24 protein-coding genes and 1 tRNA gene are annotated in these 24482 nt (G+C 72.1%); 12 read left to right on the plus strand and 13 right to left on the minus strand.

Annotated elements, in window-relative coordinates:
* Nucleotides 1–9: 9 nt before the first annotated feature.
* The 5 genes from ACHUEU_RS12715 to ACHUEU_RS12735 are packed head-to-tail and all read right to left on the minus strand — an operon-like array spanning nt 10 to nt 5344.
* Entirely contained in the window at nt 10–1455 is a 1446-nt protein-coding gene (locus tag ACHUEU_RS12715) for a peptidoglycan D,D-transpeptidase FtsI family protein (protein ID WP_394216495.1), read from the minus strand.
* A complete protein-coding gene (locus ACHUEU_RS12720; protein ID WP_394216496.1) occupies nt 1452–2843 on the minus strand; it encodes an FtsW/RodA/SpoVE family cell cycle protein in 1392 nt (463 codons plus the stop codon). Before ACHUEU_RS12720 ends, ACHUEU_RS12715 begins: the two co-directional genes overlap by 4 nt.
* Nucleotides 2843–4111, minus strand: a complete 1269-nt coding sequence (locus ACHUEU_RS12725) for a PP2C family protein-serine/threonine phosphatase (RefSeq protein ID WP_394216497.1) — start codon at nt 4109–4111, stop codon at nt 2843–2845. Before ACHUEU_RS12725 ends, ACHUEU_RS12720 begins: the two co-directional genes overlap by 1 nt.
* Nucleotides 4108–4623: an FHA domain-containing protein FhaB/FipA gene (locus ACHUEU_RS12730; RefSeq protein WP_394216498.1), complete on the minus strand. Its 516-nt coding sequence runs from the start codon at nt 4621–4623 to the stop codon at nt 4108–4110. Before ACHUEU_RS12730 ends, ACHUEU_RS12725 begins: the two co-directional genes overlap by 4 nt.
* A 7-nt stretch (nt 4624–4630) precedes the next feature.
* A complete protein-coding gene (locus ACHUEU_RS12735; protein ID WP_394216499.1) occupies nt 4631–5344 on the minus strand; it encodes an FhaA domain-containing protein in 714 nt (237 codons plus the stop codon).
* A gap of 237 nt (nt 5345–5581) precedes the next feature.
* On the opposite strand from ACHUEU_RS12735, the gene ACHUEU_RS12740 reads away from it, so the two are divergent.
* On the plus strand, nt 5582–6421 hold the full coding sequence (locus tag ACHUEU_RS12740) for a serine hydrolase domain-containing protein (RefSeq protein WP_394216500.1): 840 nt from the start codon (nt 5582–5584) through the stop codon (nt 6419–6421).
* Nucleotides 6418–7227, plus strand: coding sequence for a serine hydrolase domain-containing protein (locus tag ACHUEU_RS12745; protein WP_394216501.1), 810 nt, complete (start codon nt 6418–6420; stop codon nt 7225–7227). Before ACHUEU_RS12740 ends, ACHUEU_RS12745 begins: the two co-directional genes overlap by 4 nt.
* 13 nt (nt 7228–7240) lie before the next feature.
* Here the strand turns inward: ACHUEU_RS12745 and folP are convergent, their stop codons facing one another.
* Nucleotides 7241–8209 (minus strand): dihydropteroate synthase, encoded by a 969-nt coding sequence (folP, locus tag ACHUEU_RS12750; protein ID WP_394216537.1) that lies wholly within the window; start codon nt 8207–8209, stop codon nt 7241–7243.
* 153 nt (nt 8210–8362) lie between these two features.
* Here folP and ACHUEU_RS12755 point away from each other — a divergent pair, with 153 nt between their 5' ends.
* From ACHUEU_RS12755 to ACHUEU_RS12795, 9 genes are all read left to right on the plus strand, one after another.
* Entirely contained in the window at nt 8363–9511 is a 1149-nt protein-coding gene (locus ACHUEU_RS12755; RefSeq protein ID WP_394216502.1) for an NAD-dependent epimerase/dehydratase family protein, read from the plus strand.
* A gap of 10 nt (nt 9512–9521) precedes the next feature.
* Nucleotides 9522–10640, plus strand: coding sequence for a glycosyltransferase family 4 protein (locus tag ACHUEU_RS12760; RefSeq protein WP_394216503.1), 1119 nt, complete (start codon nt 9522–9524; stop codon nt 10638–10640).
* Nucleotides 10641–10693: 53 nt separating this feature from the next.
* A complete protein-coding gene (locus ACHUEU_RS12765) occupies nt 10694–11002 on the plus strand; it encodes a GNAT family N-acetyltransferase (RefSeq protein ID WP_394216504.1) in 309 nt (102 codons plus the stop codon).
* A 15-nt stretch (nt 11003–11017) separates the two neighbouring features.
* Nucleotides 11018–11188, plus strand: a complete 171-nt coding sequence (locus ACHUEU_RS12770; protein ID WP_394216505.1) for a hypothetical protein — start codon at nt 11018–11020, stop codon at nt 11186–11188.
* Nucleotides 11189–11305: 117 nt separating this feature from the next.
* Nucleotides 11306–12199 (plus strand): ABC transporter ATP-binding protein, encoded by an 894-nt coding sequence (locus ACHUEU_RS12775; RefSeq protein WP_394216506.1) that lies wholly within the window; start codon nt 11306–11308, stop codon nt 12197–12199.
* Nucleotides 12196–13224: an aliphatic sulfonate ABC transporter substrate-binding protein gene (locus ACHUEU_RS12780; RefSeq protein WP_394216507.1), complete on the plus strand. Its 1029-nt coding sequence runs from the start codon at nt 12196–12198 to the stop codon at nt 13222–13224. Before ACHUEU_RS12775 ends, ACHUEU_RS12780 begins: the two co-directional genes overlap by 4 nt.
* 50 nt (nt 13225–13274) lie before the next feature.
* Nucleotides 13275–14060, plus strand: coding sequence for an ABC transporter permease (locus ACHUEU_RS12785; RefSeq protein ID WP_394216538.1), 786 nt, complete (start codon nt 13275–13277; stop codon nt 14058–14060).
* A 91-nt stretch (nt 14061–14151) separates the two neighbouring features.
* Nucleotides 14152–15546: an O-acetylhomoserine aminocarboxypropyltransferase/cysteine synthase family protein gene (locus ACHUEU_RS12790; RefSeq protein WP_394216508.1), complete on the plus strand. Its 1395-nt coding sequence runs from the start codon at nt 14152–14154 to the stop codon at nt 15544–15546.
* Entirely contained in the window at nt 15543–16064 is a 522-nt protein-coding gene (locus ACHUEU_RS12795; RefSeq protein WP_394216509.1) for a CoA-binding protein, read from the plus strand. The genes ACHUEU_RS12790 and ACHUEU_RS12795 overlap by 4 nt, the downstream gene beginning before the upstream one ends.
* Before the next feature lie 96 nt (nt 16065–16160).
* Here the strand turns inward: ACHUEU_RS12795 and ACHUEU_RS12800 are convergent, their stop codons facing one another.
* Nucleotides 16161–16823, minus strand: coding sequence for a pentapeptide repeat-containing protein (locus ACHUEU_RS12800; RefSeq protein WP_394216510.1), 663 nt, complete (start codon nt 16821–16823; stop codon nt 16161–16163).
* 62 nt (nt 16824–16885) lie between these two features.
* Nucleotides 16886–16959 (minus strand) — tRNA-Met (locus tag ACHUEU_RS12805).
* A 412-nt stretch (nt 16960–17371) separates the two neighbouring features.
* On the opposite strand from ACHUEU_RS12805, the gene ACHUEU_RS12810 reads away from it, so the two are divergent.
* Nucleotides 17372–18934, plus strand: a complete 1563-nt coding sequence (locus ACHUEU_RS12810; protein ID WP_394216511.1) for an HNH endonuclease — start codon at nt 17372–17374, stop codon at nt 18932–18934.
* A 16-nt stretch (nt 18935–18950) separates the two neighbouring features.
* On the opposite strand, the gene hemL is transcribed toward ACHUEU_RS12810, so the two are convergent.
* From hemL to ACHUEU_RS12835, 5 genes are read right to left on the minus strand one after another with little or no spacing between them, the layout of a single operon-like run.
* Complete coding sequence (gene hemL, locus ACHUEU_RS12815) at nt 18951–20291, minus strand: glutamate-1-semialdehyde 2,1-aminomutase (protein ID WP_394216512.1); 1341 nt, start codon at nt 20289–20291, stop codon at nt 18951–18953.
* A gap of 47 nt (nt 20292–20338) precedes the next feature.
* Nucleotides 20339–21406: a porphobilinogen synthase gene (gene hemB / locus ACHUEU_RS12820; RefSeq protein WP_394216513.1), complete on the minus strand. Its 1068-nt coding sequence runs from the start codon at nt 21404–21406 to the stop codon at nt 20339–20341.
* The gene (locus ACHUEU_RS12825) at nt 21406–22182 is read right to left on the minus strand and encodes a uroporphyrinogen-III synthase (protein WP_394216514.1); all 777 of its coding nucleotides are present in this window, start codon (nt 22180–22182) and stop codon (nt 21406–21408) included. Before ACHUEU_RS12825 ends, hemB begins: the two co-directional genes overlap by 1 nt.
* Complete coding sequence (hemC, locus tag ACHUEU_RS12830; RefSeq protein WP_394216515.1) at nt 22182–23213, minus strand: hydroxymethylbilane synthase; 1032 nt, start codon at nt 23211–23213, stop codon at nt 22182–22184. The genes ACHUEU_RS12825 and hemC overlap by 1 nt, the downstream gene beginning before the upstream one ends.
* Nucleotides 23210–24466 carry a ferrochelatase gene (locus ACHUEU_RS12835; RefSeq protein WP_394216516.1) on the minus strand — a complete coding sequence of 419 codons (1257 nt, stop codon included), beginning with the start codon at nt 24464–24466 and terminating at the stop codon, nt 23210–23212. Before ACHUEU_RS12835 ends, hemC begins: the two co-directional genes overlap by 4 nt.
* Between the last annotated feature and the right edge of the window lie 16 nt (nt 24467–24482).

The raw sequence follows: 24482 nt of genomic DNA on the forward strand, positions 1-24482 counted from the left end.
GTTCGGTCCTCAAGGCTGGATCACCGCTTCCATCACGTCCTGGGCGATCGGCGCCGCGGTGCGCGAGCCGTATCCGCCTTCCTCGACCACGACCGCCACGGCGATCTTCTGGTCCTCCTGCTGTGCATATCCCACGAACCAGGAGTGGGCCCGGCGGTCCTCGCCCCACTCCGCGGTACCGGTCTTGCCGCCCACCTCGACACCGTCGATCGCTGCGGCGGCACCGGTGCCGTCCTCGACCACGCCCACCATCATCTGGCGCATCTGGGAGGCGTTCGCGGCGGTCAGCGGCTGTCCCAGCTCCTTCGGGGTGAGCGCGTCGATCGTGGTCAGGTCGCTCGTGCGCACCGCCTGCACCAGCTGCGGCTGCATGACCACGCCGTCGTTGGCGAAGGTCCCGGCCACCATCGCCATCTGCAGCGGCGTCACCCGGGTCTCGTACTGGCCGATCGACGTGGTCGCGAGCTGCGCGGCATCGAGGTCCTGCCCGATCGTCGAGGGGGTCACCGACAGCGGGATCGTCAGGTGCTGCCCGAAGCCGAACTCCTGGGCGGTCTCGCGCAGCTGCTCCTCGCCGAGGTCGACCCCGAGCATCGCGAAGGAGGTGTTGCAGGACTGGCGCAGCGCGTCGGCCAGGGTCGAGCTGTCCTCGGGCCCGCAGGCCTCGGTGCCGCCGCCGGCGTGGTTGTTCATCACGGCGGTGGAGTTCGGCAGCTCCCAGGTGCCCGGTCCCGGGATCTCCGTCTCGGCGGTGTACCGGCCCGTCTCGAGGGCGGAGGCGGCGACCACGAGCTTGAAGGCGGAGCCCGGCGGGTAGAGGTCCCCGCCGATCGCCCGGTTGGTCAGCGGCCGTTCCGGGTCCTCGTTGAGCTCCTGCCACGCCTGGCGCACGGATTCCCGGTCGTGGGAGGCGAGCCGGTTCGGGTCGTAGCTGGGAGCGGAGACCATCGCCAGCACGGCCCCGGTCTCCGGATCCAGGGCGACCGCGGCACCGCGCTGTCCGTCCAGCGCGTCCCAGGCGGCTTCCTGGGCCGCGGCGTCGAGGGTGAGCTCGACGGTCGCGCCGCGTCCCTGCCGGCCGGAGAGGATGTCGGAGATGCGGTGGTAGAACAGCGCATCGGCCGCGCCGGAGAGGGTGTCGTTCAGCGCCCGTTCGATGCCGGTGAAGCCGTAGACCACCGAGTAGTACCCGGTCACCGGGGCGTACATCGCCCCGGGGTCGTAGCTGCGCAGGTAGCCGTAGGTGTCGTCCGAGGACTGCGAGCTCGCCACCGCGTGCCCGTCCACCACGAGCGGGCCGCGATGGCGCCCGTACTCGTTGTACAGGGTGCGGGCGTTGTGCCCGTCGGCGTTGAGACGGTCCGCGGCGATCACCTGGAAATAGGTGGTCGAGGTGAACAGCAGCAGGAACAGCACGCTGATCACGAGCCAGACATGGCGCAGCGGCCGGTTCATGAGCCCACCTCCTGGACCGGGCGCGGCCCGGCGGGCGTCCCGGCACCCGGGACCTGCCGGGCGGCGGGGCGGCGCGCGGCATCCGAGAGCCGCACCAGGATGCCGGCGATGATCCAGTTGCACACCAGCGAGCTGCCGCCCGCGGCGAGGAAGGGGAGGGTCAGTCCGGTCAGGGGGATCACCCGGGTGACGCCGCCGACGACGACGAAGACCTGCAGCGCCATCACGAAGCCGAGACCGCCGGCGAGCAGGGTGCCGAAGCCGTCGGAGATGCCGACGGCGGCGCGCAGCGCGCGCTGCACCAGCAGCAGGTAGAGCAGCAGCAGGGCGAAGGCCCCGATCGCGCCCAGCTCCTCCGCGAAGGAGGCGAAGATGAAGTCGGACTCGGCGTGGGGGACCACGTCGGGCCGCCCCTCCCCGAGGCCGGCACCGGTGATGCCGCCGTTGGCGAGACCGAAGAGGCCCTGGTTGATCTGCTCGCAGAGGGAATAGTTCTCGTTCGAGAGCGGATCCAGCCAGCAGGTGATGCGGGTGCGCACGTGACCCATCTGGGTGGCGGCGAAGATCGCCGGGGGCAGGAACATCACCGCACCGATCACCAGCCAGCTGAGCCGGTCCGTGGCCACGTACAGCATCGCGACGAACAGGCCGAAGAACATCAGGGAGGTGCCCAGATCGGTCTGGAACACGAGTACCGCCATCGCGAAGCCCCAGGCCACCAGGATCGGGCCGAAGTCGGACCAGCGGGGCAGGTGGATGCCGAGCACCTTCGGGCCCGCGAGCGCGAGCGTGTCGCGGCGGGCGACCAGGTAGCCGGCGAAGAAGATCGCGAAGGCGATCTTCGCCAGCTCCGCGGGCTGGAAGCTGAAGCCGGCGAGGTCGATCCAGATCCTCGAGCCGTTGCGGGCCGAGCCGATCACCGGTGCGAGCGGCAGCAGCAGCAGCACGCCCCCGGCGACGGCGCTGATCCAGGTGAAGCGCCGCAGCCGACGATGGTCCCGCAGCATCACCAGCACCGCCACGCAGAGCAGCACGCCGAGGGCCGCCCAGAGCATCTGCCGGTCCGCGCTCGCCGAGGTGCGGATCCCATAGATCTCGTTCGCGGCGTGGACGGACTCGATCATCGCGATGCCCAGCAGGTTCAGCAGCACCACCAGCGGCAGGATCACCGGATCCGCGTACGGGGCGCGCCACATCACCGCGATCTGCAGGACGAGCGCGAGCACGGCGGCCCCGATCCCGTACTCCAGCAGGTGCTCGGGCAGCTCGTCGAACCGGCCGAGCCCCACCAGGGCGTAGGAGCCCACGCCGATGAGCACCGCGAACGCCAGCAGCAGCGCCTGCGTGAGCCGGCGCGGCCGTGCGGTGTAGGAGACGATCGTGGCCATTACGTGCCGCCGCCGTCGGACGGCGCGGGGGCGATCGGGGGCGGGGGCCGGTTCGCGATCGCGGCCTGCTCGAGCCGATCGATGATCTGCTCGGCGTTCTCGCGGTCGGAGGCGGTGATGGTGTTCTGGACCTGCTGGCGCGTCACCTCGGGCAGGTCCTCGAGGCCGATGTCGGTGACCACCACCGGATCGGACAGCGACAGCGGTCCGAGATCCTGGGACAGGCCCTGGTAGAGCACCACGCTGGTGCCATCGGTGCCGACGTAGAACTGTCGCTGGGACCAGGCGTAGCCGGCCCACAGCACACCGCCGAGCAGGGCGATCAGGAGCATCAGGGTGACCAGCGCCGGCCAGGGGCTGCGGCGCGGCGGCTCCTCCGCGGCGAAGTCCTCGTCCTCGTAGGGGGCCTCGGGCTCCTCGCGCGTGAGGGCGGCGGCTTTCGCGGCCGGTCCGGAGGCCGCGGTGGGGGCATGGCGGTTGCGTGCCGCGGACCCCACGATCTGCGGGCTGGTGGAGGGGGCCTCCTGGCCGCGGGGGAGCTGTTCGAGGTCCACCACGTCGGCGACGATGCAGGTGATGTTGTCCGGGCCGCCGCCCTTGAGCGCCAGCTGGATCAGCTCGTCGGCGCATTCGCCGGGGTCCGTGAAGTTCGTCAGGGCCGCATCGATGGTGTCCAGGGAGACCAGGCCCGAGAGACCGTCGGAGCAGAGCATCCAGCGGTCGCCGGGGTGGGCCGGCCGCAGGGAGAGGTCGAGCTCGGGGTCGGCGTCCACGTCGCCGAGGACGCGCATCAGCACGGACCGCTGGGGGTGGCGCTCGGCCTCCTCCTCGGTGAGCCGTTCCTCGTCCAGCAGGCGCTGGACGAAGGTGTGGTCCTTGGTGACCTGGGTGGTCTCGCCCTTGCGGAGCAGGTAGGCGCGGGAGTCGCCGATGTGGGCGAGGGCGAACTTGCCCTCGGCGCGCAGCAGGGCGGTGATCGTGGTGCCCAGGCCGCGCAGCTGCGGCTCGTCGCGGGCCCGACGCAGGATCTCCTGATTGGCCTCGAGCACGCTCTCCTCGAGGGTGGCCACGATGTCGGAGGCCGGGGTCTCGGAGTCGAGCTGGGCCAGGTGGCCGATCGCGACGGAGGAGGCGACGTCGCCGCCGGCGTGCCCGCCCATGCCGTCGGCGACCACCAGCAGGTGGCTGCCGGCGTAGGCGGAGTCCTGGTTGTTGGACCGCACGAGGCCGACGTCGGAGCGGGCGGCATATCGCAGGGCGATGCTCATCGCGGACCTCGTCTCAGTTCGATCTCGGTGCGGCCGATCCGCACCTGGGCACCGGGCCGGAAGGGGACGGCGCCCTCGATCCGCGTGCCGGACACCAGGGTGCCGTTGGTCGAGCCCAGATCCTCCACCATCCACTCGTCCTCGCGCTGGAACACCCGGGCGTGGCGGTTGGAGGCGTAGTCGTCGTCGAGCACCAGGGTGCACTCCGGGGCGCGCCCGATGAGGATCGGGGTGGAGCCCAGGGACAGGGAGGTGCCGCGCAGCGGTCCGGCGGTGACCACCATCGCCGCCTGCGTGACCTCGGGGTCCGTGCGCAGCTGGGCCGGGTCGACGCCGGCGCCGCCGGGCGGACCCGAGGCGGGGCGCTGCTCCCGTCGCGGGTCGCGGCTGGAGCGGGTGACCACGGTGGTGCCGAAGAGGTCGTTGCGCATCACCAGCACCACGATGATCACGAAGATCCACAGCGCCAGCACGAAGCCCAGGCGCAGGGCGACCAGTGTCAGTTCGCTCATCGGGCGCTCACCAGGTGGCCGGGCCGGCGGTGGGCAGCAGCACGGTCAGCCGGGTGCGGCCGATCTTCAGCAGCGAACGGTCCTGGAGGGCCACCGGGGTGCGGATCCGTTCCCCGTCGACGAAGGTGCCGTTGGTCGAGCCGAGATCGGTGGCGACCAGGGTCGAATCGGCGTCGGTGCGCAGCTCGAGGTGATGGCGGGAGACCCCGGTGTCCTCGAGGATGATGTCGGCGTCGCCGCCGCGACCGATCACCGTGACCGGGCCGGTCAGCAGGTACTGCTGACCGTCGATCTCGACGATCGGGCTGCCGCCGGAGCCCGCCTGTGCGGCGTCCGTCGCGGGCGCGACGCTGCCGCGCTCGGTGCGGGACTCGGTCTCGAAGCGACCCGCCCGCACCTCGTCATCGCGCTCCAGGGTGATGACGACGCCGCCGACGAACATGTACCGCTGCTTGTCGGCGTGCTCCATCAGCACCCGCTGGAGCTCGTCGAGCAGGGTCTCCTGCCAGGAGCTGAAGCGGTCGTAGTCCTGGGAGTGCAGGTAGATGGAGAAGATGTTCGGCGCCAGGGTCCGCGTGCGATCGAGCACCTGGATCTGGTCGTCGCACTCGCGCTTGAGCCCCTGCGCCAGGTCGAGCGGCTTCAGCTGCCCGCGGCCGGGCGCGAAGACGCTCGTCACGCCGCGATCGAGGCCGCGCTCGATCCGATCCAAGATCCCCACGATGGTCCTTCGCTCTCGCAGTGGCTGACAGGTGCGGCGGGCCGTCGGCCGACGCCACCGGTGGGCGACGTTCGGTGAGGCTGCTCGCCCCCTGATCGTATCGCGACAGCAGGTGGATGCCGGTACCGCCGAGCGGGGAGGCGGCGAGGGATTCGTGCAGGCCTCGTGAAGAGCGGGGCTCCCGGCGCCGACGGCACCGCGGCCCTGTATGCGATATCCGTATGCGATATTGAAGGCGTGGAGACCGTCAGAGCGCCCGAGATCCCCGTCGACATCGACTTCGTGCACGCCCTGGGGGTGGCCGACGCGGAGCGCACCCTGCACACCCAGGGCGATGCGACCCGGGTCTGGGACCTCGCCAGCGTCTCCAAACCCCTGACCGCGCTCGGGGTGCTGATCGCTGTGGACCGCGGCCTGGTCGACCTCGACGAGCCCGCCGGGCCCGAGGGTGCGACCGTGCGGCACCTGCTCGCCCACACCGCCGGCTACCCCTTCGACGGCGAGGAGTCGGTGGGGAGCGTCGGCGCACGCCGCATCTACTCCAACACCGGCTTCGAGGTGCTCGCCGCCCATGTCGAGGATGCGACGGGCTTCGACTTCGCCGACTGGATGGAGCAGAGCGTCGTCGCGGGCCTGGACCTCGTCGACCTCGAGGTCTCGGGCTCCCCGGCCGCCGGCTACCGCGGTTCGCTCCGCGATCTGCTCGCCGTCGGTCGCGAACTGCTCGCACCCACCCTGATCCCCGAGCCGCTCTGGCGCGAGGCGAGGACCGTCCAGTTCCCGGGCCTTTCCGGGATCCTGCCCGGCTACGGGCGCCAGAAGCCCAACGACTGGGGGCTGGGGTTCGAGATCCGCGGTGAGAAGCAGCCGCACTGGACCGGTGCCGACTCCTCCCCGCAGACCTTCGGGCACTTCGGCCAGTCCGGTTCCTTCCTCTGGGTGGACCCGGCGGCCGGGCTTGCCGCCGCCTTCCTCGGCGAGCAGCCCTTCGGTCCCGAGCACGTGCGCGTCTGGCCCGGCCTCACCGATGCGCTGCTGGAGCGCTTCGGCGGCAGGGGCGACGGCGGCGCGGGATGAGCTCCCTGGACCTGCTGGGGGAGTTCGGGTTCGAGGCCGCCGCGATCGTGCTCGGTCCCGAGGGCGAGCGGGCGCGGCGCGGGGACGTCGACCTGCTCCGACCCTGGCGCTCCGTCACCAAGGCCCTCACCGGATTCGGTGCTACCCTCGCCCTCCAGGACGGGCGCGTGGACCTCGAGGATGCGGCCGGCCCGCCCGGGGCGACGCTGCGCCACCTGCTCTCCCACGCCTCGGGGTACTTCTACGAGTCCGCGAACACGCTGCAGGCCCCGGGGCTGCGCCGGCACTACTCGAACTTCGGCATCGACGAGGCCGCCCGCCACGTGGAGCAGGGCATCGGCGGGGATTTCGGCGGCTGGGTGCAGGAGCGGATCGCAAAGCCGCTGGGCATGGATGGCCTGCAGTGGAGCGGCTCGGCCTCCGTCGGCGCCCACGGTGCGCTCACCGACCTCGCGCTCGTCGCCGCCGAGCTGCTGCGCCCCACCCTGCTGACCGAGCGCTGGCATGCGGAGATGACCCGGGTGCAGTTCCCGGAGCTGGTGGGCATCATGCCCGGTTTCGGCAAGCAGATCCCCAACCCCTTCGGGCTCGGGATCGAGGTGCGGGGCGCCAAGTCACCGCACTGGACCGGCACGGACAACAGCCCGGCGACCATCGGCCACTTCGGGATGCGCGGCACCGCCTTCTGGGTGGACCCCGAGGCCGACCTCGCGCTGGTGATCGGCACCTCGCACGACTTCTGCGACGCCCACCGCGAGAACATGCCCCGCCTGGCCGATGCGGTGCTGGCCGAGTTCGCCCGCTGAGCGGAACCGCAGCTCAGGCGTTGTGGACCAGCGGGCCGGCGGGTTCGCGCCGGCCGGCGAGCACCTCGAGCATCCGCACCAGGCGCACCGTGGCCTGCACGTCGTGCACCCGCAGCATCCGCGCTCCGTGCTGCACCGCCCAGGCCGCGGCCGCCAGGGACCCCTCCAGCCGCTCCTCCTTGGCCAGGCCCAGGGACTCGCCCACGAAGTCCTTGCGGCTCAGCGCCGCCAGCACGGGCAGCCCGAGGTCGGCGTACTCCGGCAGGCCCCGCATCACCTCGAGGGTCTGCAGGGTGGACTTGTTCAGGTCCGGTCCCGGATCCAGCACGATCCGTTCCCGCGGCACCCCGGCGGCGAGGGCGCGCTCGAGACGGGCGAGGAGGAACTCCCGTACCTCGGAGACCACGTCGTCGTAGTGCGGGTGGGGGAGCGGCCTGCGGGGTCGAGCCGCCGAGTGGGTGAGGATCAGCGAGGCACCGGACTCGGCGACCGCGGCCGCCATCCGCGGATCCGAGAGCCCGGTGGTGTCGTTGATCAGGTCCGCACCGGCGGCGATGGCGGCCCGGGCCACCGAGGCGTGGAAGGTGTCCACCGACAGCAGCACGCGGCCCGGCAGCTGCGCGCGCAGCGCGGCCACGACCGGCACCACCCGCTCGCGCTCCTCCTGCGCGGGCACCGGCGCCCCGGGGGCGAACTTCACCCCGCCCACGTCGATGAGGTCCGCACCGTCGTGGGCGGCCGCGAGCCCGGCGGCGACCGCGGCCTCCAGGTCCCAGGTGCGGCCCTCGTCGAAGAAGGAGTCGCGGGTGCGGTTGACGATCGCCATCACCAGCACCCGGTGGGAGGTGTCCGGCAGCGGGCGGGGGGCGGGCAGGATGCTCGGCGACGGGGGCGGGGGAGCATCCAGCGCAGGCTCGGGAGCGCGGGATACAGTGGATTCCGAGCAGGGCGTGCGATCTGTCTCGAGCTCGTCGTACACCATGTTCACGATCCGTTCCTTTGCTGTTCAGGTCGGGGTCCGCCCTGCATCGAGGCACGCCCGACCTGCACTACGTTATGAGCGGACACGGACTTGCACAATCCGGCTGCGGCGCACCTCGCACGCCGGCACAGCACCTTATGGAGGACTCACGAGATGAAGATCGTCGTCGCCGGTGGAGATGGATTCTGCGGCTGGCCCACTGCCCTGTACCTCTCGCAGAAGGGCCATGACGTCACGATCGTGGACAACCTGGTGCGCCGTGAGATCGATGTGGAGCTGGGCTCCAACTCGGTGACCCCGATCCTCGAGCTCGAGGAGCGGGTCGCGGTGTGGAAGGAGGTCTCCGGCAAGGACATCGCCGTGAGGATCGCCGACCTCACCGACTATGAAGAGGTGGCCGCAGTCTTCCGCGACGTCCAGCCGGAGTCCTTCGTGCACTTCGCCGAGCACCGCTCCGCGCCGTACTCGATGATCGACCGCGAGCACGCGATCGAGAACCACCGCAACAACGTCGAGGGCACCCTGAACGTGCTGTGGGCGATCAAGGACTTCGCCCCCGACTGCCACCTGGTCAAGCTCGGCACCATGGGCGAGTACGGCCAGCCGAACATCGACATCGAGGAGGGCTGGCTCGAGGTCGAGCACAAGGGTCGCAAGGACCGCCTGCCCTACCCCAAGCAGCCCGGCTCCTTCTACCACCTCACCAAGGTGCACGACAGCGACAACATCATGTTCGCCTGCAAGATCTGGGGCATCCGCGCCACCGATCTGAACCAGGGCGTGGTCTACGGCCTGGAGACCGACGAGACCCGCCAGGACCCGCGCCTGGTCAACCGCTTCGACTACGACGCCGTGTTCGGCACCGCGCTGAACCGCTTCATCGTCCAGGCGGCGATCGGTCACGATCTCACCGTCTACGGCAACGGCTCCCAGACCCGCGGCTACCTGGACATCCAGGACACGGTGCGCTGCATCGAGATCGCCTGCGAGAACCCCGCCGATGTGGGCGAGTTCCGGGTCTACAACCAGTTCACCGAGCAGTTCTCCGTCAAGGAGCTGGCCGAGAAGGTGCAGAAGGTCGCCCGCGACCTGGGCAACGACGTCGAGCTCGCGACCACCGAGAACCCGCGCGTGGAGAAGTACGACCACTACTACAACGCGGTCAACACCAACCTGCTGGACCTGGGCCTGCAGCCCCACCTGCTGACCGACGAGCACCTCACCGAGGTCCTCAAGGTCGCGATGAACAACACCGATCGGGTCAAGCGCGAGCTGGTCCTGCCCACCGTGACCTGGAAGTGAGCCGCACCCCGTGAAGATCGCGATCGTCACGGAGACCTTCCTGCCCTCGGTCGACGGCGTGGTGACCCGTCTGCGCCACGCCGTCGACCGTTTCACCGAGCTCGGGCACGAGGTCATGGTGATCGCCCCCGAGCTCGGGGTCACCGAGTATCGCGGGGCGCGGGTGGTGGGCATCAAGCCGGTGACCCTGCCGTTCTACAAGCATCGACGCTTCACCCTGCCGAACCCCACCGTGGACGGGATCATCCGCGGCTTCCACCCGGACGTGGTCCATGCCGCCCAGCCGCTGCTGCTGGCCTCCTCGGGGGCGTTCGCCGCACACCGCCAGCGGATCCCGCTGGTGGCGAGCTATCACACGCACATCCCCCGCTACCTGGACCTCTACCGGGCCTACCGCTGGGGCAAGCGTCCCGTGTGGTGGCAGATCAGGCGCAACCACGCCCTGGCAGATATCAACATCGCCACCTCGGAGACGATGAAGGCGGAGCTCGCGGAGCAGGGCATCCACAACCTCCACGTGGTGCGGCGCGGGGTGGACACGCAGACCTTCCACCCCCGCTTCGCCTCCGACGCGATGCGGGAGCGCCTCACCCAGGGGCATCCGGGCAAGAAGCTGCTGGTCTTCGTGGGTCGGCTCGCGGCGGAGAAGGAGATCCACCGGCTGCGGCCGATGATGGAGCGCCGTGACGACGTGGCGCTCGCGATCGTGGGCGATGGTCCCTTTCGGCGCGAGCTCGAGCAGATCTTCGCCGGAACCTCCACGCTGTTCCCCGGCTTCATGGAGGGCGAGGAGCTCGCGAGCGCCTTCGCCAGCGCCGACGCCTTCGTCTTCCCCTCGGTCACCGAGACCCTGGGGCTGGTGATCCTCGAGGGGATGGCCTCCGGTCTCCCGGTGGTCGCCGCCCGCTCGGGGCCGACGATGGAGCAGGTCACCGACGGGGTGAACGGGCTCATCTTCGACTCCGGGGACGAGGCGAGCCTGGATGCGGCGCTGACCCGTCTCGGTGACGAGGAGCTGCGGGGGCGCATCCGCGAGGCCGCCCGCGCGGAGGCGGAGAGGTTCTCCTGGGAGAACGCCTCGGACCATCTGCTGCGGTACTACGAGATGGCGATCGCGCAGCACGGCTGAGCGACTCCCTCCCCGCCACCCCTCCCACCCTCGACCTCGTCCCCACCACCGCGATGGCGCAGCCCCGCCCGGTGCCGCTGGAGAACGACCGGGTGCGGCTCGTGCCCCTCGGCCCCCAGCACGTCGACGACCTGCGGGAGGTGGTGGACGACGGGGAGATCTGGCGGATCCCCTACGCCCCGCACGTCCCGCCGCCGGAGCAGGTCGCCGAGCGGGTCGCCGCGCAGTGCGCCTCGGACGAGGCCGGGACCACCGTCTCCTGGGCCGTGGTGGAGCGGGCGAGCGACCGGGTCGTCGGCCACACCACCTTCCTGAACATCTCGCTGCGCGACCGGCGTCTCGAGATCGGCTCCACCCCCTGAACATCGCCTCGCGCCGTGGAGCGGCTCGGCGCCCAGCAGGACGGCATCCTGCGCGCCCACCGGATCATGCCCGACGGCTCCCTGCGCCACACCGTCGTCTACTCGGTCCTGGCCGAGGAGTGGAGCGGCGTGAAGGCCTCGCTGGAGCACTGCCTGCGGCGCTGCGGTCCCCTGTCTTCGATGTGATCTGCTTCGCACTCGATCATCGCCGTGCCATCGACCCCGCTCGGATATGGCCGTGACTATGACGGCTTATGACGGGATTCTGGCGTCGTCGCCGCGCCGGCGTTCATGATCGTCGGCATGACCAGCACCACCACCGCACCCGTACAGAGCCCTGTCTCCGGGTCATCGGCACCCGAGGCCGTGGTCGATGCCGTCGCGCCCCCGGCGCGTGGACGTCCGAACGGGGTGCGGCTGGACACCATCGCCCGCACCTTCGACACCCCGCAGGGCCGCCACGAGGTGCTGCGCGATCTCGACCTCGAGCTCGGCTCGGGAGAGATCGTCGCCGTCGTCGGCCCTTCGGGCTGTGGGAAGTCCACGCTGCTGCGCCTGATCGCCGGGCTCGACCAGCCCAGCACCGGCGTGATCCGGATCGGAGGCACGGCGCTGACCGGTACTGATCCCCGCACCGCGGTCGCCTTCCAGGAGCCGCGGCTGCTGCCCTGGCGCACCCTCGCCCAGAACGTCGCGCTCGGCCTGCCCCTCAAGGTCGGCCGACGCCCCGGTCGCGAGCGGGTGCAGGAGCTGTTGGCGCTGGTGGGCCTCGAGCATGCCGCCGAGCTGCGCCCCCGAGAGGTCTCCGGCGGCATGGCCCAGCGGGCGTCCCTCGCCCGGGCGCTGGCCCGCGGCCCCGAGGTGCTGCTGCTCGATGAGCCCTTCGGCGCCCTCGACGCCCTGACCCGCCTGCGCATGCAGGACCTGCTGCTGGAGATCCACGCCGCCGAGCCCACCACCGTCCTCGTGGTGACCCACGACGTGGAGGAGGCCCTCTACCTCGCCGACCGGGTGCTGCTGCTGCGCTCCCTGCGCGAGGACCCCGTGAGCGGCTCCCTCGCCCGCACCGTCGAGGTGCCCGGCGCCCGGCCCCGCGACCGCGCCGATCATGCCCTCGCGGCGCTCCGCGTCGAGCTCCTCGAGGGCCTCGGCGTCCATGCCCATCCCACCCCCACCCCCTCGGAGAACCTCTCATGACCCACCGCATCAGCCGCCGCACCGCCACCGCCCTCGGACTGACCGCCGTGGCCGGGATGGGCCTGGCCGCCTGCGTCCCCGGTGAGGGCGCCGCGAGCAGCGGAGGCGAGGGCGAGTGGAGCACCTCCGCGCTCACCATCGACTGGGCCACCTACAACCCGCTGAGCCTGGTGGTGCGTGAGCAGAGGCTCATCGAGGACGCCCTCGGCGACACCGTCGCCGTGACCTGGGTGCAGTCGGCCGGTTCGAACAAGGCCAACGAGTTCCTGCGCTCCGGCTCCGCGGACATCGCCTCCACCGCCGGCTCGGCCGCGCTGCTGGCCCGCGCCAACGGCTCCCCGATCAAGATCATCGACATCTACTCCCAGCCCGAGTGGTCCGCGCTGGTGGTCACCGCGGACAGCGACATCACCGGCCCCGCCGACCTCGCCGGCCGCTCGGTCGCCGCCACCCCCGGCACCGATCCGTACTTCTTCCTGGTCCAGACCCTCGCCGAGGCGGATCTCGGCATCGACGACGTGGAGCTGCAGCCCCTCCAGCACGCCGACGGCTACTCCGCCCTCGAGGGTGGCAGCGTCGAGGCCTGGTCCGGCCTGGACCCGATCATGGCCGCGGGCGAGGTGTCCTCCGGCGCGCAGCTCGTCTACCGCAACGTCGACTTCAACACCTACGGCGTCCTCAATGCCACCGAGGACTTCCTCGAGAACCACGCCGACGTCACCCAGGTGGTCGTCGACGCCTACGAGCAGGCTCGCAGCTGGGCGCTGGAGAACCTCGAGGAGACCGCGCAGCTGCTCGCCGACGCGGCCGGCATCGACCTCGCCGTCGCGACCACCGTGATCACCGAGCGCTCGAACCTCGAGGTGTCCGGCGTCCCCGGCGAGGACCAGCTCGCGGTGCTCGAGGCGATCTCCCCGATGCTCGCCGGCTCCGGGGACGTGAAGGGCGGCGCCGAAGCGCTCGAGAAGGCCCGCGGCACGCTCCTCCACGACGCCTTCGCCCTCGCGGCGGTGGAGAAGCAGTGAGCGTCGCCGACGCCGTGAGCGCGACCGCCGCCGAGAGGAGCGTCCCCTCCATCGCGCCCCGACCGGTGCGACGCGCGTTCTGGGAGCGCCCTGGCACGCGCCTCGCCGCCGGCGCGGCGCTCCCGCTGCTCATCCTCCTGGCCTGGCAGCTGACCACGGCCGCGGGGCTGGTTCCCGCCTACCGCCTGCCCGGACCGCTGAGCGTGGTGCAGGCAGGGATCGAGCTGATCGAGCGCGGCGAGCTGGGCCTGCACATCGCGATCTCCACCCAGCGCGTGCTGCTGGGCTTCGCGGCCGGCTCGGCCGTGGGCCTCGCGGTCGCCGCGATCGTGGGCCTGTCCCGTGCGGGCGAGGCGCTGCTGAACCCCACCCTGGCTGCGCTGCGCGCCGTGCCCTCGCTGGCCTGGGTGCCGCTGCTGATCCTGTGGCTGCAGATCGGTGAGGGATCCAAGATCACCCTGATCGCGATCGGTGCATTCTTCCCGGTGTTCACCACCGTCGCGGCCGCGCTGCGGCACATCGACCCCCACCTGGTGGAGGCGGGCCGCTGCTTCGGCCTGCACGGCTGGTCCCTGTTCCGCATCGTGCAGCTGCCCGCGGTGGTCCCCTCGGTCGTCGCGGGGCTGCGCCTGGCGCTCGCCCAGGCCTGGCTGTTCCTGGTCGCCGCCGAGCTCATCGCCTCGTCGATGGGCCTCGGGTTCGTCCTCAACGACTCCCAGCAGACAGGTCGCGTGGACCGGATCCTGCTCGCGATCGTGCTGCTGGCCATGCTGGGCAGCCTCACCAACGCCCTGCTCGGCCTCGCCGAGAAGAAGCTGCTGACGAGGTGGACATGAGCACCGTCAGCACTGCGGCCGCGGCCTCTCCTGTCGAGCACCGGACCGCCCGCGCTCCCGACCTGTCCCTCGTCCCGTCCCCGGAGACCCCATGACCGCCACCGCTCACCCCGCCCCGCCGGCCGCCGCCGCACAGCAGCCGGCCCCGCCGACCCCCGAGCGCAGCTTCGGGTTCCGCACCCGCGCCCTCCACGCCGGCGGCACCCCCGACGCCCAGCACGGCTCCCGCGCGGTGCCGATCTACCAGACCACCTCGTTCGTCTTCGACGACGCCGCCGACGCGGCGAACCTCTTCGCGCTGCAGAAGTACGGCACCATCTACTCCCGCATCGGCAACCCCACCGTCGCCGCCTTCGAGGAGCGGATCGCGTCGCTCGAGGGCGGGATCGGTGCGGTCGCCACCGCCTCCGGGATGAGCGCCGAGTTCATCACCTTCGCGGCCCTGGCCGGGGCGGGGGACCACCTCGTCGCCTCCGCGCAGCTGTACGGCGGCACCATCACCCAGCTCGACGTCACCCTGCGCCGCTTCGGGGTGGAGACCACCTTCGTGCCCTCCTCCGAGCCCGGCGACTACCGCGCCGCGTTCCGACCGGAGACGAAGGCGCTGTACGTGGAGATGATCGGCAATCCCTCCGGGGAGATCGCCGACCTCGAGGGCCTGGCCGCGCTCGCCCACGAGCACGGGGTGCCGCTGGTGGTCGATGCGACCCTCGCCACCCCCTACCTGGTGCGGCCGCTCGAGCACGGGGCGGACATCGTCATCCATTCGGCCACCAAGTTCCTCGGCGGGCACGGCACCACCCTCGGCGGCGTGGTCGTGGAGTCCGGTCGCTTCGACTGGGGCAACGGGAACTTCCCCGGCATGACCGAGCCGGTCGACTCCTACGGCGGCATCCGCTGGTGGGACAACTTCGGCGAGTACGGCTTCCTCACCAAGCTGCGCTCCGAGCAGCTGCGCGACATCGGCCCGGCCCTGCCCGCGCAGTCCGCCTTCCAGCTGCTGCAGGGGGTGGAGACCCTCCCGCAGCGCATCGATGCCCATCTCGCCGGGGCGGGGGCCGTGGCGCGCTGGCTCGAGGAGGATCCGCGGATCTCCTACGTGACCTGGGCCGGGCTCGACTCCCATCCGCATCGTGAGCGGGCGGCACGGTACCTGCCGCTGGGGCCCGGCTCCGTCTTCGCCTTCGGCGTGCGGCCGACGGGGCAGTTCGACTCGTCCGAGGAGGAGGCCGCGGCAGCCCGCGCCACCGGCGAGCAGGTGATCGCGAACCTCCAGCTCGCCTCGCACCTGGCGAACATCGGCGACGCCCGCACCCTGGTCATCCACCCGGCCTCGACCACCCACCAGCAGCTCTCCGCGGAACAGCTCGCCGCGGGCGGTGTGCGCGCGGATCTGATCCGCATCTCGGTGGGCCTCGAGGACGCGGCGGACATCCTGTGGGATCTGGACCAGGCGATCATCGCGGCGACGGGAGCGCAGCGATGAGCGAGGACCTGATGGCGCAGCGACGCACCCGGCAGGAGCCCTCGGCCCCGCAGCGGCTCGCGATCCTGCGCCGCGCACGATCGATCGCGATCGTCGGCGCCTCCGCGAATCCCGCCCGGGCCAGCTACTTCGTGGGCACCTACCTGCTCTCCAGCTCCCCCTACGAGGTCTACTTCGTCAACCCCCGCGCCGAGACGATCCTCGGCCACCCCGCCTACGCCTCGCTCGCGGATCTGCCCGTCGTGCCCGATGTGGTGGACGTGTTCCGCAAGGACGCCGACCTGCCGGGCGTGGCCCGCGAGGCCGTGGAGGTGGGAGCGAAGGCCCTGTGGTTGCAGCTGGGCTCCTGGAACGAGGAGGCCGCCGCGATCGCCGAGGCCGGCGGGCTGGACGTGGTGATGGACCGCTGCGTGAAGATCGAGCACGCCCGCTTCCACGGCGGTCTGCACCTGGCCGGGTTCGACACCGGCGAGATCAGCGCCAGGAAGCAGCGCCTCAGCGGGCGCGGCGGAGCGTAGGATCACCCTTCAGGCGCGGGTCGGAGTTCCTCCGATCCGCGTTCTGCGTCCCTGGGCCTCCCGGGGACTACCCAGGGGCCTGTCCGGGGTCCGCTCTCAGCTCTCGACGCGGATCCCCAGATGGCCCGCGAAGACCGGCGCGAGCGCCGTGACCTGCTGGGTATCGAGCGTGGCACCGGCCATGCCCTCGAGATTGCTGATCGTGCCGATCTCGAGGCCGCGCAGATCCACATCCTTCAGCTGGGCGTGGGCGAGCGCGAGACTGCCGGCACGGCAGTTCGCGAACGCCACCCGGGTGGCGGTGACCCCGGCGAGATCCAGTTCCTCGATCGTGCAGTCCTCGAAGAGCACGTCCTCGAGGACGCTGGAGCGCAGGTTGATCCAGTCGAACTTGCTCCCGGTGATCCGAGCGGAGCGGACCCCCGCGTCGAAGATGTCCAGCGCCCCGATCCGGGAACCGCTCAGCTCCACGTCCCGCCAGGTGGAACGGGTCGCGTCCAGGACAGGCGCATGCAGCCGTTCGATCCGGGTCTCGAGGAGCCGGGCGTGCTGCAGGATGGTGGCGTGGGCGGTGACCCCCATCAGCTCGCACTCGGAGAAGGTCGCGCCGGAGAGATCGCAGCCGCTGAGGTCGGCGCCCTGGAGGGAGAGCCCTTCGTGGTGCTCATGCGCGGCGAGGTCCTCGGCTGCTGCGGGCTCGAGGCCCGGCAGGACCAGACGTGCCAGCACGGGCTTCTTGGTGGCGGTCGACCGGCGCACGGGGGTCCTCGGGGAAGGCGCTGATGGGGCTGGTCGAGCCTACGGGGTGCGGGGGGCAGGGGACGCTCCGGCAGGATTCGAACCTGCGACCCACTCCTCATGGGGGAGCTGCTCTGCCGGACTGAGCTACGAAGCGCGGTGCCGGCGGGGCCGACGAGGACCAGCCTGGGGCAGGGGAGCGGTGCTGTCGAGCCGTCTGTCATCGGCCGACGCAGAGCGTCGTGGAGCGTCCCGGGACGTCACGCCGGTGCGCGGGCGTGACGTCCCGAGACGAGGGTGGAGCGGGCGTGAGGCGCGGGGTGAGGAGCGGACCGTGCCTCCACAGGAGGCATTCATCCACATTCTCAGCAGCGGGCAGGCAAAGTCATATCCAGAAGGGGCGTCAGGCATCTTCTGGCTTTCGTCATGGTCGCATCATGCACGGTGGTGATCTGGGGTGATGTCGTGTTCTGCATTTGTCCGATCCTTCACCTCTCCTCCCCAGTGGAAGTTATCCACATTCCGCGTCGGGGCTTTCATCTGTCAGGGGTGAGGGGAATCATGGGAGCATGTTCGAAAGTGCGCGGGAGATCGATTCAGCACCTGGTGATCCCCACCAGGCGCTCCTCGACGCCGTGCACGCCGGTGGCGTCGCGGCGCTCGCCGCCGCGCTGGGGGATCAGGGCTTCATGCTGCGGGAGCTCGCCCTGCGACCGGGTGAGCTGTTCGTGCCCGGCGAGGCGCTCGGCGCCGCGTACACGAACGTCATCGGCATGATCCACGAGCTGCGCAGCGCGATGGATGCGCTCGAAGCACGCGCCGTCGTCGCCCTCGCCGAGTCGCTCACCTGCGAGAAGCAGGCGGAAGCACGGGCCCGCACCGCGCAGGAGAGCGACCAGGCCCCTCCCGCGAAGACGCTCCTGCGCGAGGCAGCGCACGAGGCGGCGCGGGAGGTCTCGATGCTGACCAGGAAGTCCCCGGCCTCGGCCCGCCACTCCCTGGCATCCCAGCGCCGCCTGGTCGCGGACATGCCGGAGATGCTCACCGCTCTCGCCACGGCCCAGGTCACCAGCACCGTCGCCCATGGGACCGCTCGCTCCTTCGCCCCGCTGTCACCGGCTCAGCGCGCCGAGGCAGATCGGCACCTCTCTGAGCGGCTGCCCGACCTCGACGGTGCCGGCTCGGAGACCTGGAACGATGCCGCCGCCGCCGCGATCGCGGCAGCCGACCCCTCCGGTCAGGGGCGTCGCCACCGGCGCGCGATGCAGGAGCGTCACGTCACCCTGCGGCGCGCCGAGCACGGCATGGCCACCCTCTCCGCGCGGGTCTCCGCGCTGGACGGGGCGAAGATCCGCAAACGGCTCTCCCTCGAGGCCGAGCGCCTGCGCGCCGCCGGAGATCGTCGCGGCCACCAGGCGATCCAGGCCGACACCTTCGTCGACACTCTGCTCGGTCAGGAGGATGCCATGGTGGCGACCACCCTCGACATCGGCGTCATGATCACCGACCGCGCACTCCTCCACCCAGGAACAGGAGATCTTGCCCAGATCGAGGGCTACGGCACGGCCCCGGCAGAGGTGCTGCGCGAGGAGCTGCGCGGTCCGTTCGGAGCGGCGCTCACCCAACAGGCGGAGGACGCGATGGGTCCCGACGGGCCTGCGCTGCGTGCCGTGCTGAGACGCCTCTTCACCCATCCGCGCACCGGGGAACTGGTCGCTGTCGAATCCCGCGCCCGGGCCTTCCCGGCAGCGCTGGCGAAGTTCATCCGCTGGCGGGACCAGGTATGCCGCGGGCCCCACTGCGACGCACCGATCCGGCAGATCGACCACATCCAGCCCCACGCCTCCGGGGGCCGCACCTGCCTCGAGAACGGGCAGGGGCTCTGCGCCCACTGCAACGGCAAGGAGCAGCAGACCCGCAGCGTCCGGCGCGTGGAGAGCGCCGGCGCGGACGGTCACGCCGTGGAGTGGATCAGCCGCGCGGGCACTCGACGCACCACTCGCCCGCGAGCCGTCACCAGGCCCCAGAGGCCGCCTCGATCCGTGATCCCCGCGGCCTCGCCGCGCAGGAGATCCGCCCGCCGGAAGCGGCGTCGACCGCCCTCGACCCGACCGCCCGATATCCCCGTCTGATCTCCAGCGAAGCGGGTCAGCCCCGTGCCGCGGCCGCGGCCGCTGCGGGAAGCACCGACGCGATCCGGTCCAGGATCTCCGGAGTGTGCGCCGTGGAGACGAACCACGCCTCGAAGGCCGAGGGCGGCAGGTAGACACCGCCCTCGAGCATCGCGTGGAAGAAGCGGGTGAACGCGGCGGTGTCCTGCGCCTTCGCGTCCTGGTAGCCGTGCACGGGCTCGCTCCGGAAGAACACCGAGAACAGGGTGCCGGCTCGCTGGATCGTATGCGGCACCCCGGCCGTGGTGAGCGCATCGGCCACCAGCTGCTGCAGGGTGCGGGAAGCGCTGCCGAGGGTCTCGTAGGCCGCCTGGTCCAGGCCCGCCAGGGTGGCCAGGCCCGCCGCCGTCGCCAGCGGATTCCCCGACAGGGTGCCCGCCTGGTAGACGGGACCGGCCGGGGCCAGCAGCCCCATCAGGTCCTCGCGACCGCCGAAGGCGCCCACCGGCAGGCCGCCGCCGATCACCTTTCCGAAGGTCATCAGGTCCGGGGCCCAGTCGGCGCCGGTGACGCCGGCCGCGCCGGGACCGTCCGCGCCGGGACCGTCCACGCCGTAGTAGCCCTCGGCGCTCGCCCGGAACCCGGTGAGCACCTCGTCACTGATCAGCAGGGCGCCTGCGGCGTGCGCGGTCTCGGACAGGAAGCGGTTGAAGCCGATCCCGGCCTCCTCGCGCGGCGGGACCACGCCCATGTTCGCGGGCGCGGCCTCGGTGATGATCGCGGCGATCTCGGAGCCGCGCTCGGCGAACAGCGCCTGCACCGCCGCCCGGTCCCCGTAGGGCAGCACCACGGTGTCCCGCGCGGTCGCTGCGGTCACGCCCGCCGAGCCCGGCATCGCGAAGGTGGCGACCCCGCTGCCGGCCTCGGCCAGCAGTGCATCCACATGCCCGTGGTAGCAGCCGGCGAACTTCACGATCACGTCCCGGCCGGTCGCCGCGCGGGCCACGCGCAGCGCGCTCATGGTCGCCTCGGTGCCGGAGTTGACCAGGCGCAGCTGCTCGACGGGGCGGATGCGGCGCACGACCTCCTCCGCGAGGGTCACCTCGCCCGGCTGCGGGGCGCCGAAGGACAGGCCGCGACCGGCCGCCTCCCGCACCGCCTCGACCACCTGGTCGTGCGCGTGGCCGAGGATCATCGGACCCCAGGAGCCGACCAGGTCCACGTACTCGGTGCCGTCGGCGTCGCGCAGCAGCGCACCCTTCGCCGAGGTGAGGAAGGGCGGGGTGCCGCCCACCGAGCCGAAGGCCCGCACCGGTGAGTTCACGCCGGAGGGGATCACCCGCTGGGCGCGGGAGAAGAGGTCGCTGGAGGAGGTCATGCCGGTCATCGAAGGAATCTCCTGGAGGTCGTCGGACGGGAGCGGGGTCAGAGGAATTCGTGCAGGTGGGGAGGCAGGCCGTCGCGGTACCAGCCGGCGACCTCGCTCGCGTAGTAGGTCAGCACCGTCCCGGCACCGGCGCGGCGGAAGGCCAGCAGGGACTCCAGCACGGTGCGGTCGCGGTCGATCCAGCCGTTGGCGGCGGCCGCCTCGATCATCGCGTACTCGCCGGAGACCTGGTAGGCGCCGACGGGGACCGGGGAGGCCTCGGCGACCTCGCGCAGCACGTCGAGGTAGGGCAGGCCGGGCTTGACCATCACCAGATCCGCGCCCTCGGCGACGTCCAGCGCCAGCTCGCGCAGGGCCTCGCGGCCGTTCGCCGGATCCTGCTGGTACGTGCGTCGGTCGCCCTGCAGGGAGGAGTCCACCGCCTCGCGGAACGGGCCGTAGAAAGCGGAGGCGTACTTCGCGGTGTAGGCGAAGATCCCGGTGTCGAGGTGCCCGGCGCCGTCCAGCGCCTCGCGGACCGCGGCGATCTGGCCGTCCATCATCCCCGAGGGGCCCAGCAGGTGGGCGCCCGCCTCGGCCTGGGCCAGCGCCATCTCGCGGTAGCGCACCAGGGTGGCGTCGTTGTCGACCCGGCCGGCGTCGTCGAGCACGCCGCAGTGGCCGTGGTCGGTGAACTCGTCCAGGCACAGATCGGCCATGATCACGGTCGCATCGCCCAGCTCGCGGCGCAGCCGGGCCAGCGCCTGGTTCAGGATGCCGTCGGGATCGCTCGCGCCGGAACCGGCGGGATCCTTGTGCTGGGGGACCCCGAACAGCATCACGCCGCCCACGCCCCGCTGGACGGCCTCGGTCGCGGCCCGGACCAGAGAATCCATCGTGTGCTGCTGGACGCCGGGCATCGAGCTGATGGGGCGGTTCTCGCGGGCGCCCTCGCGCACGAACATCGGCAGCACCAGGTCGGCGGGCCGCAGCGAGTGCTCCCGCACCAGGGAGCGCACCGCGCTGCTGGTGCGCAGGCGGCGGGGTCGGTCCAGCGGGCCCGGGGAGCTCGGGCCGGGCTGTGCGGGATCGGGCTGTGCAGGGCCGGGCTGTGGGGGGAAGGTCATCAGGACTCCATCGGAGAGGGGGAGCGGGAGAGGTGGTGGGTGCGGGGTGCGTGAGCCAGCACCTCCTGCACCGCGGCGAGCAGGGCCGCATCGGTCGTCTCGGCCGCCTGCCGGGCGATGCTCAGCCCCGCGGCGCGCGCGGCTCGGGAGGTGGGGGCCCCGATGCTGATGATCGGGATCGAGGGATGGACGCCGAGTGCGGCGGCGCGGCGCGCGATCATCGAGCTGGTCAGGACCAGGGCGCCGTAGTGTCCGGCGGCGAGGCCCGCCCGGACCTCGGCCGGCGGATCCACCGGCTCGGGCCGGTAGGCCGTGACCTCCCGGACCGCATAGCCCTTCGCCCGCAGTCCCTCGGGCACGGTGCGGGCCGCGGCGGAGGAGGCGGGGAACAGCACCGATGCCCCGGCAGGAGCGGCAGGCATCTGCGCGACGAGGTCCGCACCGGAACCGGCCGCGACCAGCTCGGACGTGATCCCGATGTCGCGGAGGGCCGCGGCGGTGCCCTCCCCGACGGCGACGACCGCGACCTCCGGTGCCACCTCCACCGGGGCCAGCAGCTCGGCGACGGTGCGGGAGGTGACCACCAGGTGGGTGCAGCCGCCTGCGGCGAGCTGCGAGCGGGCGGCGCCCAGCTCCTCGTCGGCAGCGGGGACGAGCTGGATCAGGGGCTGGTGCGCCGCCTCGATCCCGGCTGTGCGCAGCAGCTCGAGCAGCGTCGCTCCGCGCCCGGCCGGTCGGGTGACCAGCACGGGACGCGGAGCGGCCGCTGCGCGCATCAGGCCCGGGCCTCCGCGAGGATCTCCCCGGCGCCCCGGGAGAGCAGATCCGCGGCGAGCTCCTCACCCAGCTCCGCCGGCACCGAGCCGGGACCGAACAGCGCGTCCGTCTCGAGGTCGAGCGCCACGCGGGCCTCTCCCTCCACGGCATGGCTGCCGTCGGTGCGGATCGCGAGCGCCCGCAGCCGCAGCACGCCCGCGGGCCCCTCGCCGGCGGCCTCGAGCTCGGCGTAGGCGGCCACCGGCGCTGAGCAGCCCGCTTCGAGGGTGGCCAGCAGCGCTCGCTCGGCGGCGATCGCGGCGCGGGTGGCGGGGTCGTCGACCGCGTCCAGGCGCGGGGCGAACCAGGGCCGCTCCGCGAGCGCGGCGGTGGTCGCCTCCACCGCGAGGGCGCCCTGGGCCGGGGCGGGCAGCATCACCGAGGGGTCCAGCAGCTCGCTGATCGCGGTGTCCCGACCCACCCGGCGCAGTCCGGAGGCGGCGAGCACGACGGCGTCGAGGTCCGGGTCCGGGCCCTGCGCCCGGTTCAGGCGGGTCTCGACGTTGCCACGGATCCCCAGCACCTCGAGGTCCGGCCGGGCCCGCAGCAGCTGGGCGGCGCGGCGCGGCGAGCCGGTGCCCACCTTCGCCCCGGCCGGCAGCCGGTCGAGGGTGAGCCCGTCGCGGGCGCAGAGCGCATCGCGCGGATCCTCGCGGACCGGGTAGCAGGCCAGGGTGATCTCCTCCAGCGGCGCGGTGGGGAGGTCCTTGCAGGAGTGGACGACCACGTCGACCGACCCGTCCAGCAGCGCCTGGCGCACAGCGGTGACGAACACGCCGGTGCCGCCGATCTGGGCGAGCGGGCTGGTGCGGTCGCGGTCGCCGCGGGTGCTCACGTGCACCAGCTCCACGGGATGGTCCGTCCCGGCCACCAGCGCCTCGCCCACCTGCCCCGACTGGGTCAGGGCGAGGTCGGAGGCACGGGTGCCGATGCGCAGGGGGGAGCCGACGAAGGCGGCGGTCCCGGTGGCGGTGAGGTCGGCGGGCGTCATGAGGCCGCCCCTGCCGCCGCCGAGGAGGCCGCCGCCTCCGCGCGTGCCTGCTCCACATCCTGCGCCGAGTCCACGGCGCTGGTGGTGGGGCGGCACTGGCGGCCCACGCAGCAGTTCGCCCCGCACACGTCCGGCGTGCCGCCGAAATCGGTGACCACGCGGCGCGGGAACTGCGCATCCAGCCGCTCCTGGACCAGATCGGCGAGGGCCGCGATGAAGCGCGGGTCCGCGCCGGAGGTCGCGACGCGGCGGAAGGCGAGTCCCTGCTCCTCGGCGGTCTCCTTCGCCTCCGTGTCCAGGTCCCAGACCACCTCGACGTGATCGGTGACGAATCCGATCGGGACCACGACCACCGCATCGGCGGTGTGGTCGGTGGCGAGCTGCTCGATCACGTCGTTGACGTCGGGTTCGAGCCACGGGATGTGCGGCGCCCCGGAGCGGGACTGGTACACCAGCTGCCAGTGCGGCAGCTCCGGCGAGTCATCGTGCAGCTGCTCCATCACCCAGCGGCAGGCCGCCAGGTGCTGGGCCACGTACCAGCCGCCGGAGCCCTCGATGCGGGTCTCCTCGGGGCCGGAGGCCTCGGCCATCGAGGTCGGCACCGAGTGGGTGGAGAACAGCACCGCGACCCGCTCCGCGTCGTGCCCCTCCGCCGCGAGGCTCGCCAGGGCATCGGCCACCCCGTCGACCACCGGTTCGAGGAAGCCGGGGTGGTTGAAGTAGACCCGGACCTTGTCGATGCTGACCTCACCGGCCAGGCCGGTCTCCTCGAGCACCATCCCGAAGTCCTCGCGGTACTGCCGGCAGGAGGAGTAGGAGGAGTAGGCGCTGGTCACGAGTCCCAGCGCGTGGCGTCGGCCGTCCGCGTGCAGGGCGCGCACCGCCTCGGCGTGGTACGGCGCCCAGTTGCGGTTGCCGAAGTAGATCGGCAGCTCGATGCCGCGACCGGCGAGCTCCTGCTCGAGGGCGGCGATCATCGCCTCGTTCTGCGCGGTGATGGGGCTGCGGCCGCCGAGGGCGCGGTAGTGGCCGGCGACCTCCTCGAGACGCTCGTCGGGGATCCCGCGCCCCCGCGTGACGTTGCGCAGGAACGGGATCACGTCCTCCTGGCCGTCGGGGCCGCCGAAGGACGCGAACAGGATCGCGTCGAAGGGCTTCTGCTCGCCGCGCCGGGTGTGGGTGGCGGAGGCGGGATCGACGCGCTGCGGGCTGGGCATCGACGGGCTGGGCATCGACACGGTGGAGTCAGTCATGGTGGGTCCTCGTGGT

It is taken from the genome of Brachybacterium vulturis (assembly GCF_043641765.1).
In the GTDB taxonomy this organism is placed as follows: domain Bacteria; phylum Actinomycetota; class Actinomycetes; order Actinomycetales; family Dermabacteraceae; genus Brachybacterium; species Brachybacterium vulturis_A.

Excerpts from the sequence above, each read along its gene's own strand:
- hemL (WP_394216512.1), bottom strand. The coding sequence starts at position 20,291 with ATGACCTCCTCCAGCGACCTCTTCTCCCGCGCCCAGCGGGTGATCCCC.
- ACHUEU_RS12825 (WP_394216514.1), bottom strand. The coding sequence starts at position 22,182 with ATGCGCGCAGCGGCCGCTCCGCGTCCCGTGCTGGTCACCCGACCGGCC.
- ACHUEU_RS12730 (WP_394216498.1), bottom strand. The coding sequence starts at position 4,623 with ATGAGCGAACTGACACTGGTCGCCCTGCGCCTGGGCTTCGTGCTGGCG.
- ACHUEU_RS12755 (WP_394216502.1), top strand. The coding sequence starts at position 8,363 with ATGAAGATCGTCGTCGCCGGTGGAGATGGATTCTGCGGCTGGCCCACT.
- ACHUEU_RS12775 (WP_394216506.1), top strand. The coding sequence starts at position 11,306 with ATGACCAGCACCACCACCGCACCCGTACAGAGCCCTGTCTCCGGGTCA.
- hemC (WP_394216515.1), bottom strand. The coding sequence starts at position 23,213 with ATGACGCCCGCCGACCTCACCGCCACCGGGACCGCCGCCTTCGTCGGC.
- ACHUEU_RS12745 (WP_394216501.1), top strand. The coding sequence starts at position 6,418 with ATGAGCTCCCTGGACCTGCTGGGGGAGTTCGGGTTCGAGGCCGCCGCG.
- ACHUEU_RS12780 (WP_394216507.1), top strand. The coding sequence starts at position 12,196 with ATGACCCACCGCATCAGCCGCCGCACCGCCACCGCCCTCGGACTGACC.
- ACHUEU_RS12765 (WP_394216504.1), top strand. The coding sequence starts at position 10,694 with ATGGCGCAGCCCCGCCCGGTGCCGCTGGAGAACGACCGGGTGCGGCTC.
- ACHUEU_RS12790 (WP_394216508.1), top strand. The coding sequence starts at position 14,152 with ATGACCGCCACCGCTCACCCCGCCCCGCCGGCCGCCGCCGCACAGCAG.
- ACHUEU_RS12720 (WP_394216496.1), bottom strand. The coding sequence starts at position 2,843 with ATGGCCACGATCGTCTCCTACACCGCACGGCCGCGCCGGCTCACGCAG.
- ACHUEU_RS12795 (WP_394216509.1), top strand. The coding sequence starts at position 15,543 with ATGAGCGAGGACCTGATGGCGCAGCGACGCACCCGGCAGGAGCCCTCG.
- hemB (WP_394216513.1), bottom strand. The coding sequence starts at position 21,406 with ATGACCTTCCCCCCACAGCCCGGCCCTGCACAGCCCGATCCCGCACAG.
- ACHUEU_RS12810 (WP_394216511.1), top strand. The coding sequence starts at position 17,372 with ATGTTCGAAAGTGCGCGGGAGATCGATTCAGCACCTGGTGATCCCCAC.
- ACHUEU_RS12725 (WP_394216497.1), bottom strand. The coding sequence starts at position 4,111 with ATGAGCATCGCCCTGCGATATGCCGCCCGCTCCGACGTCGGCCTCGTG.
- ACHUEU_RS12715 (WP_394216495.1), bottom strand. The coding sequence starts at position 1,455 with ATGAACCGGCCGCTGCGCCATGTCTGGCTCGTGATCAGCGTGCTGTTC.
- folP (WP_394216537.1), bottom strand. The coding sequence starts at position 8,209 with ATGGTGTACGACGAGCTCGAGACAGATCGCACGCCCTGCTCGGAATCC.
- ACHUEU_RS12835 (WP_394216516.1), bottom strand. The coding sequence starts at position 24,466 with ATGACTGACTCCACCGTGTCGATGCCCAGCCCGTCGATGCCCAGCCCG.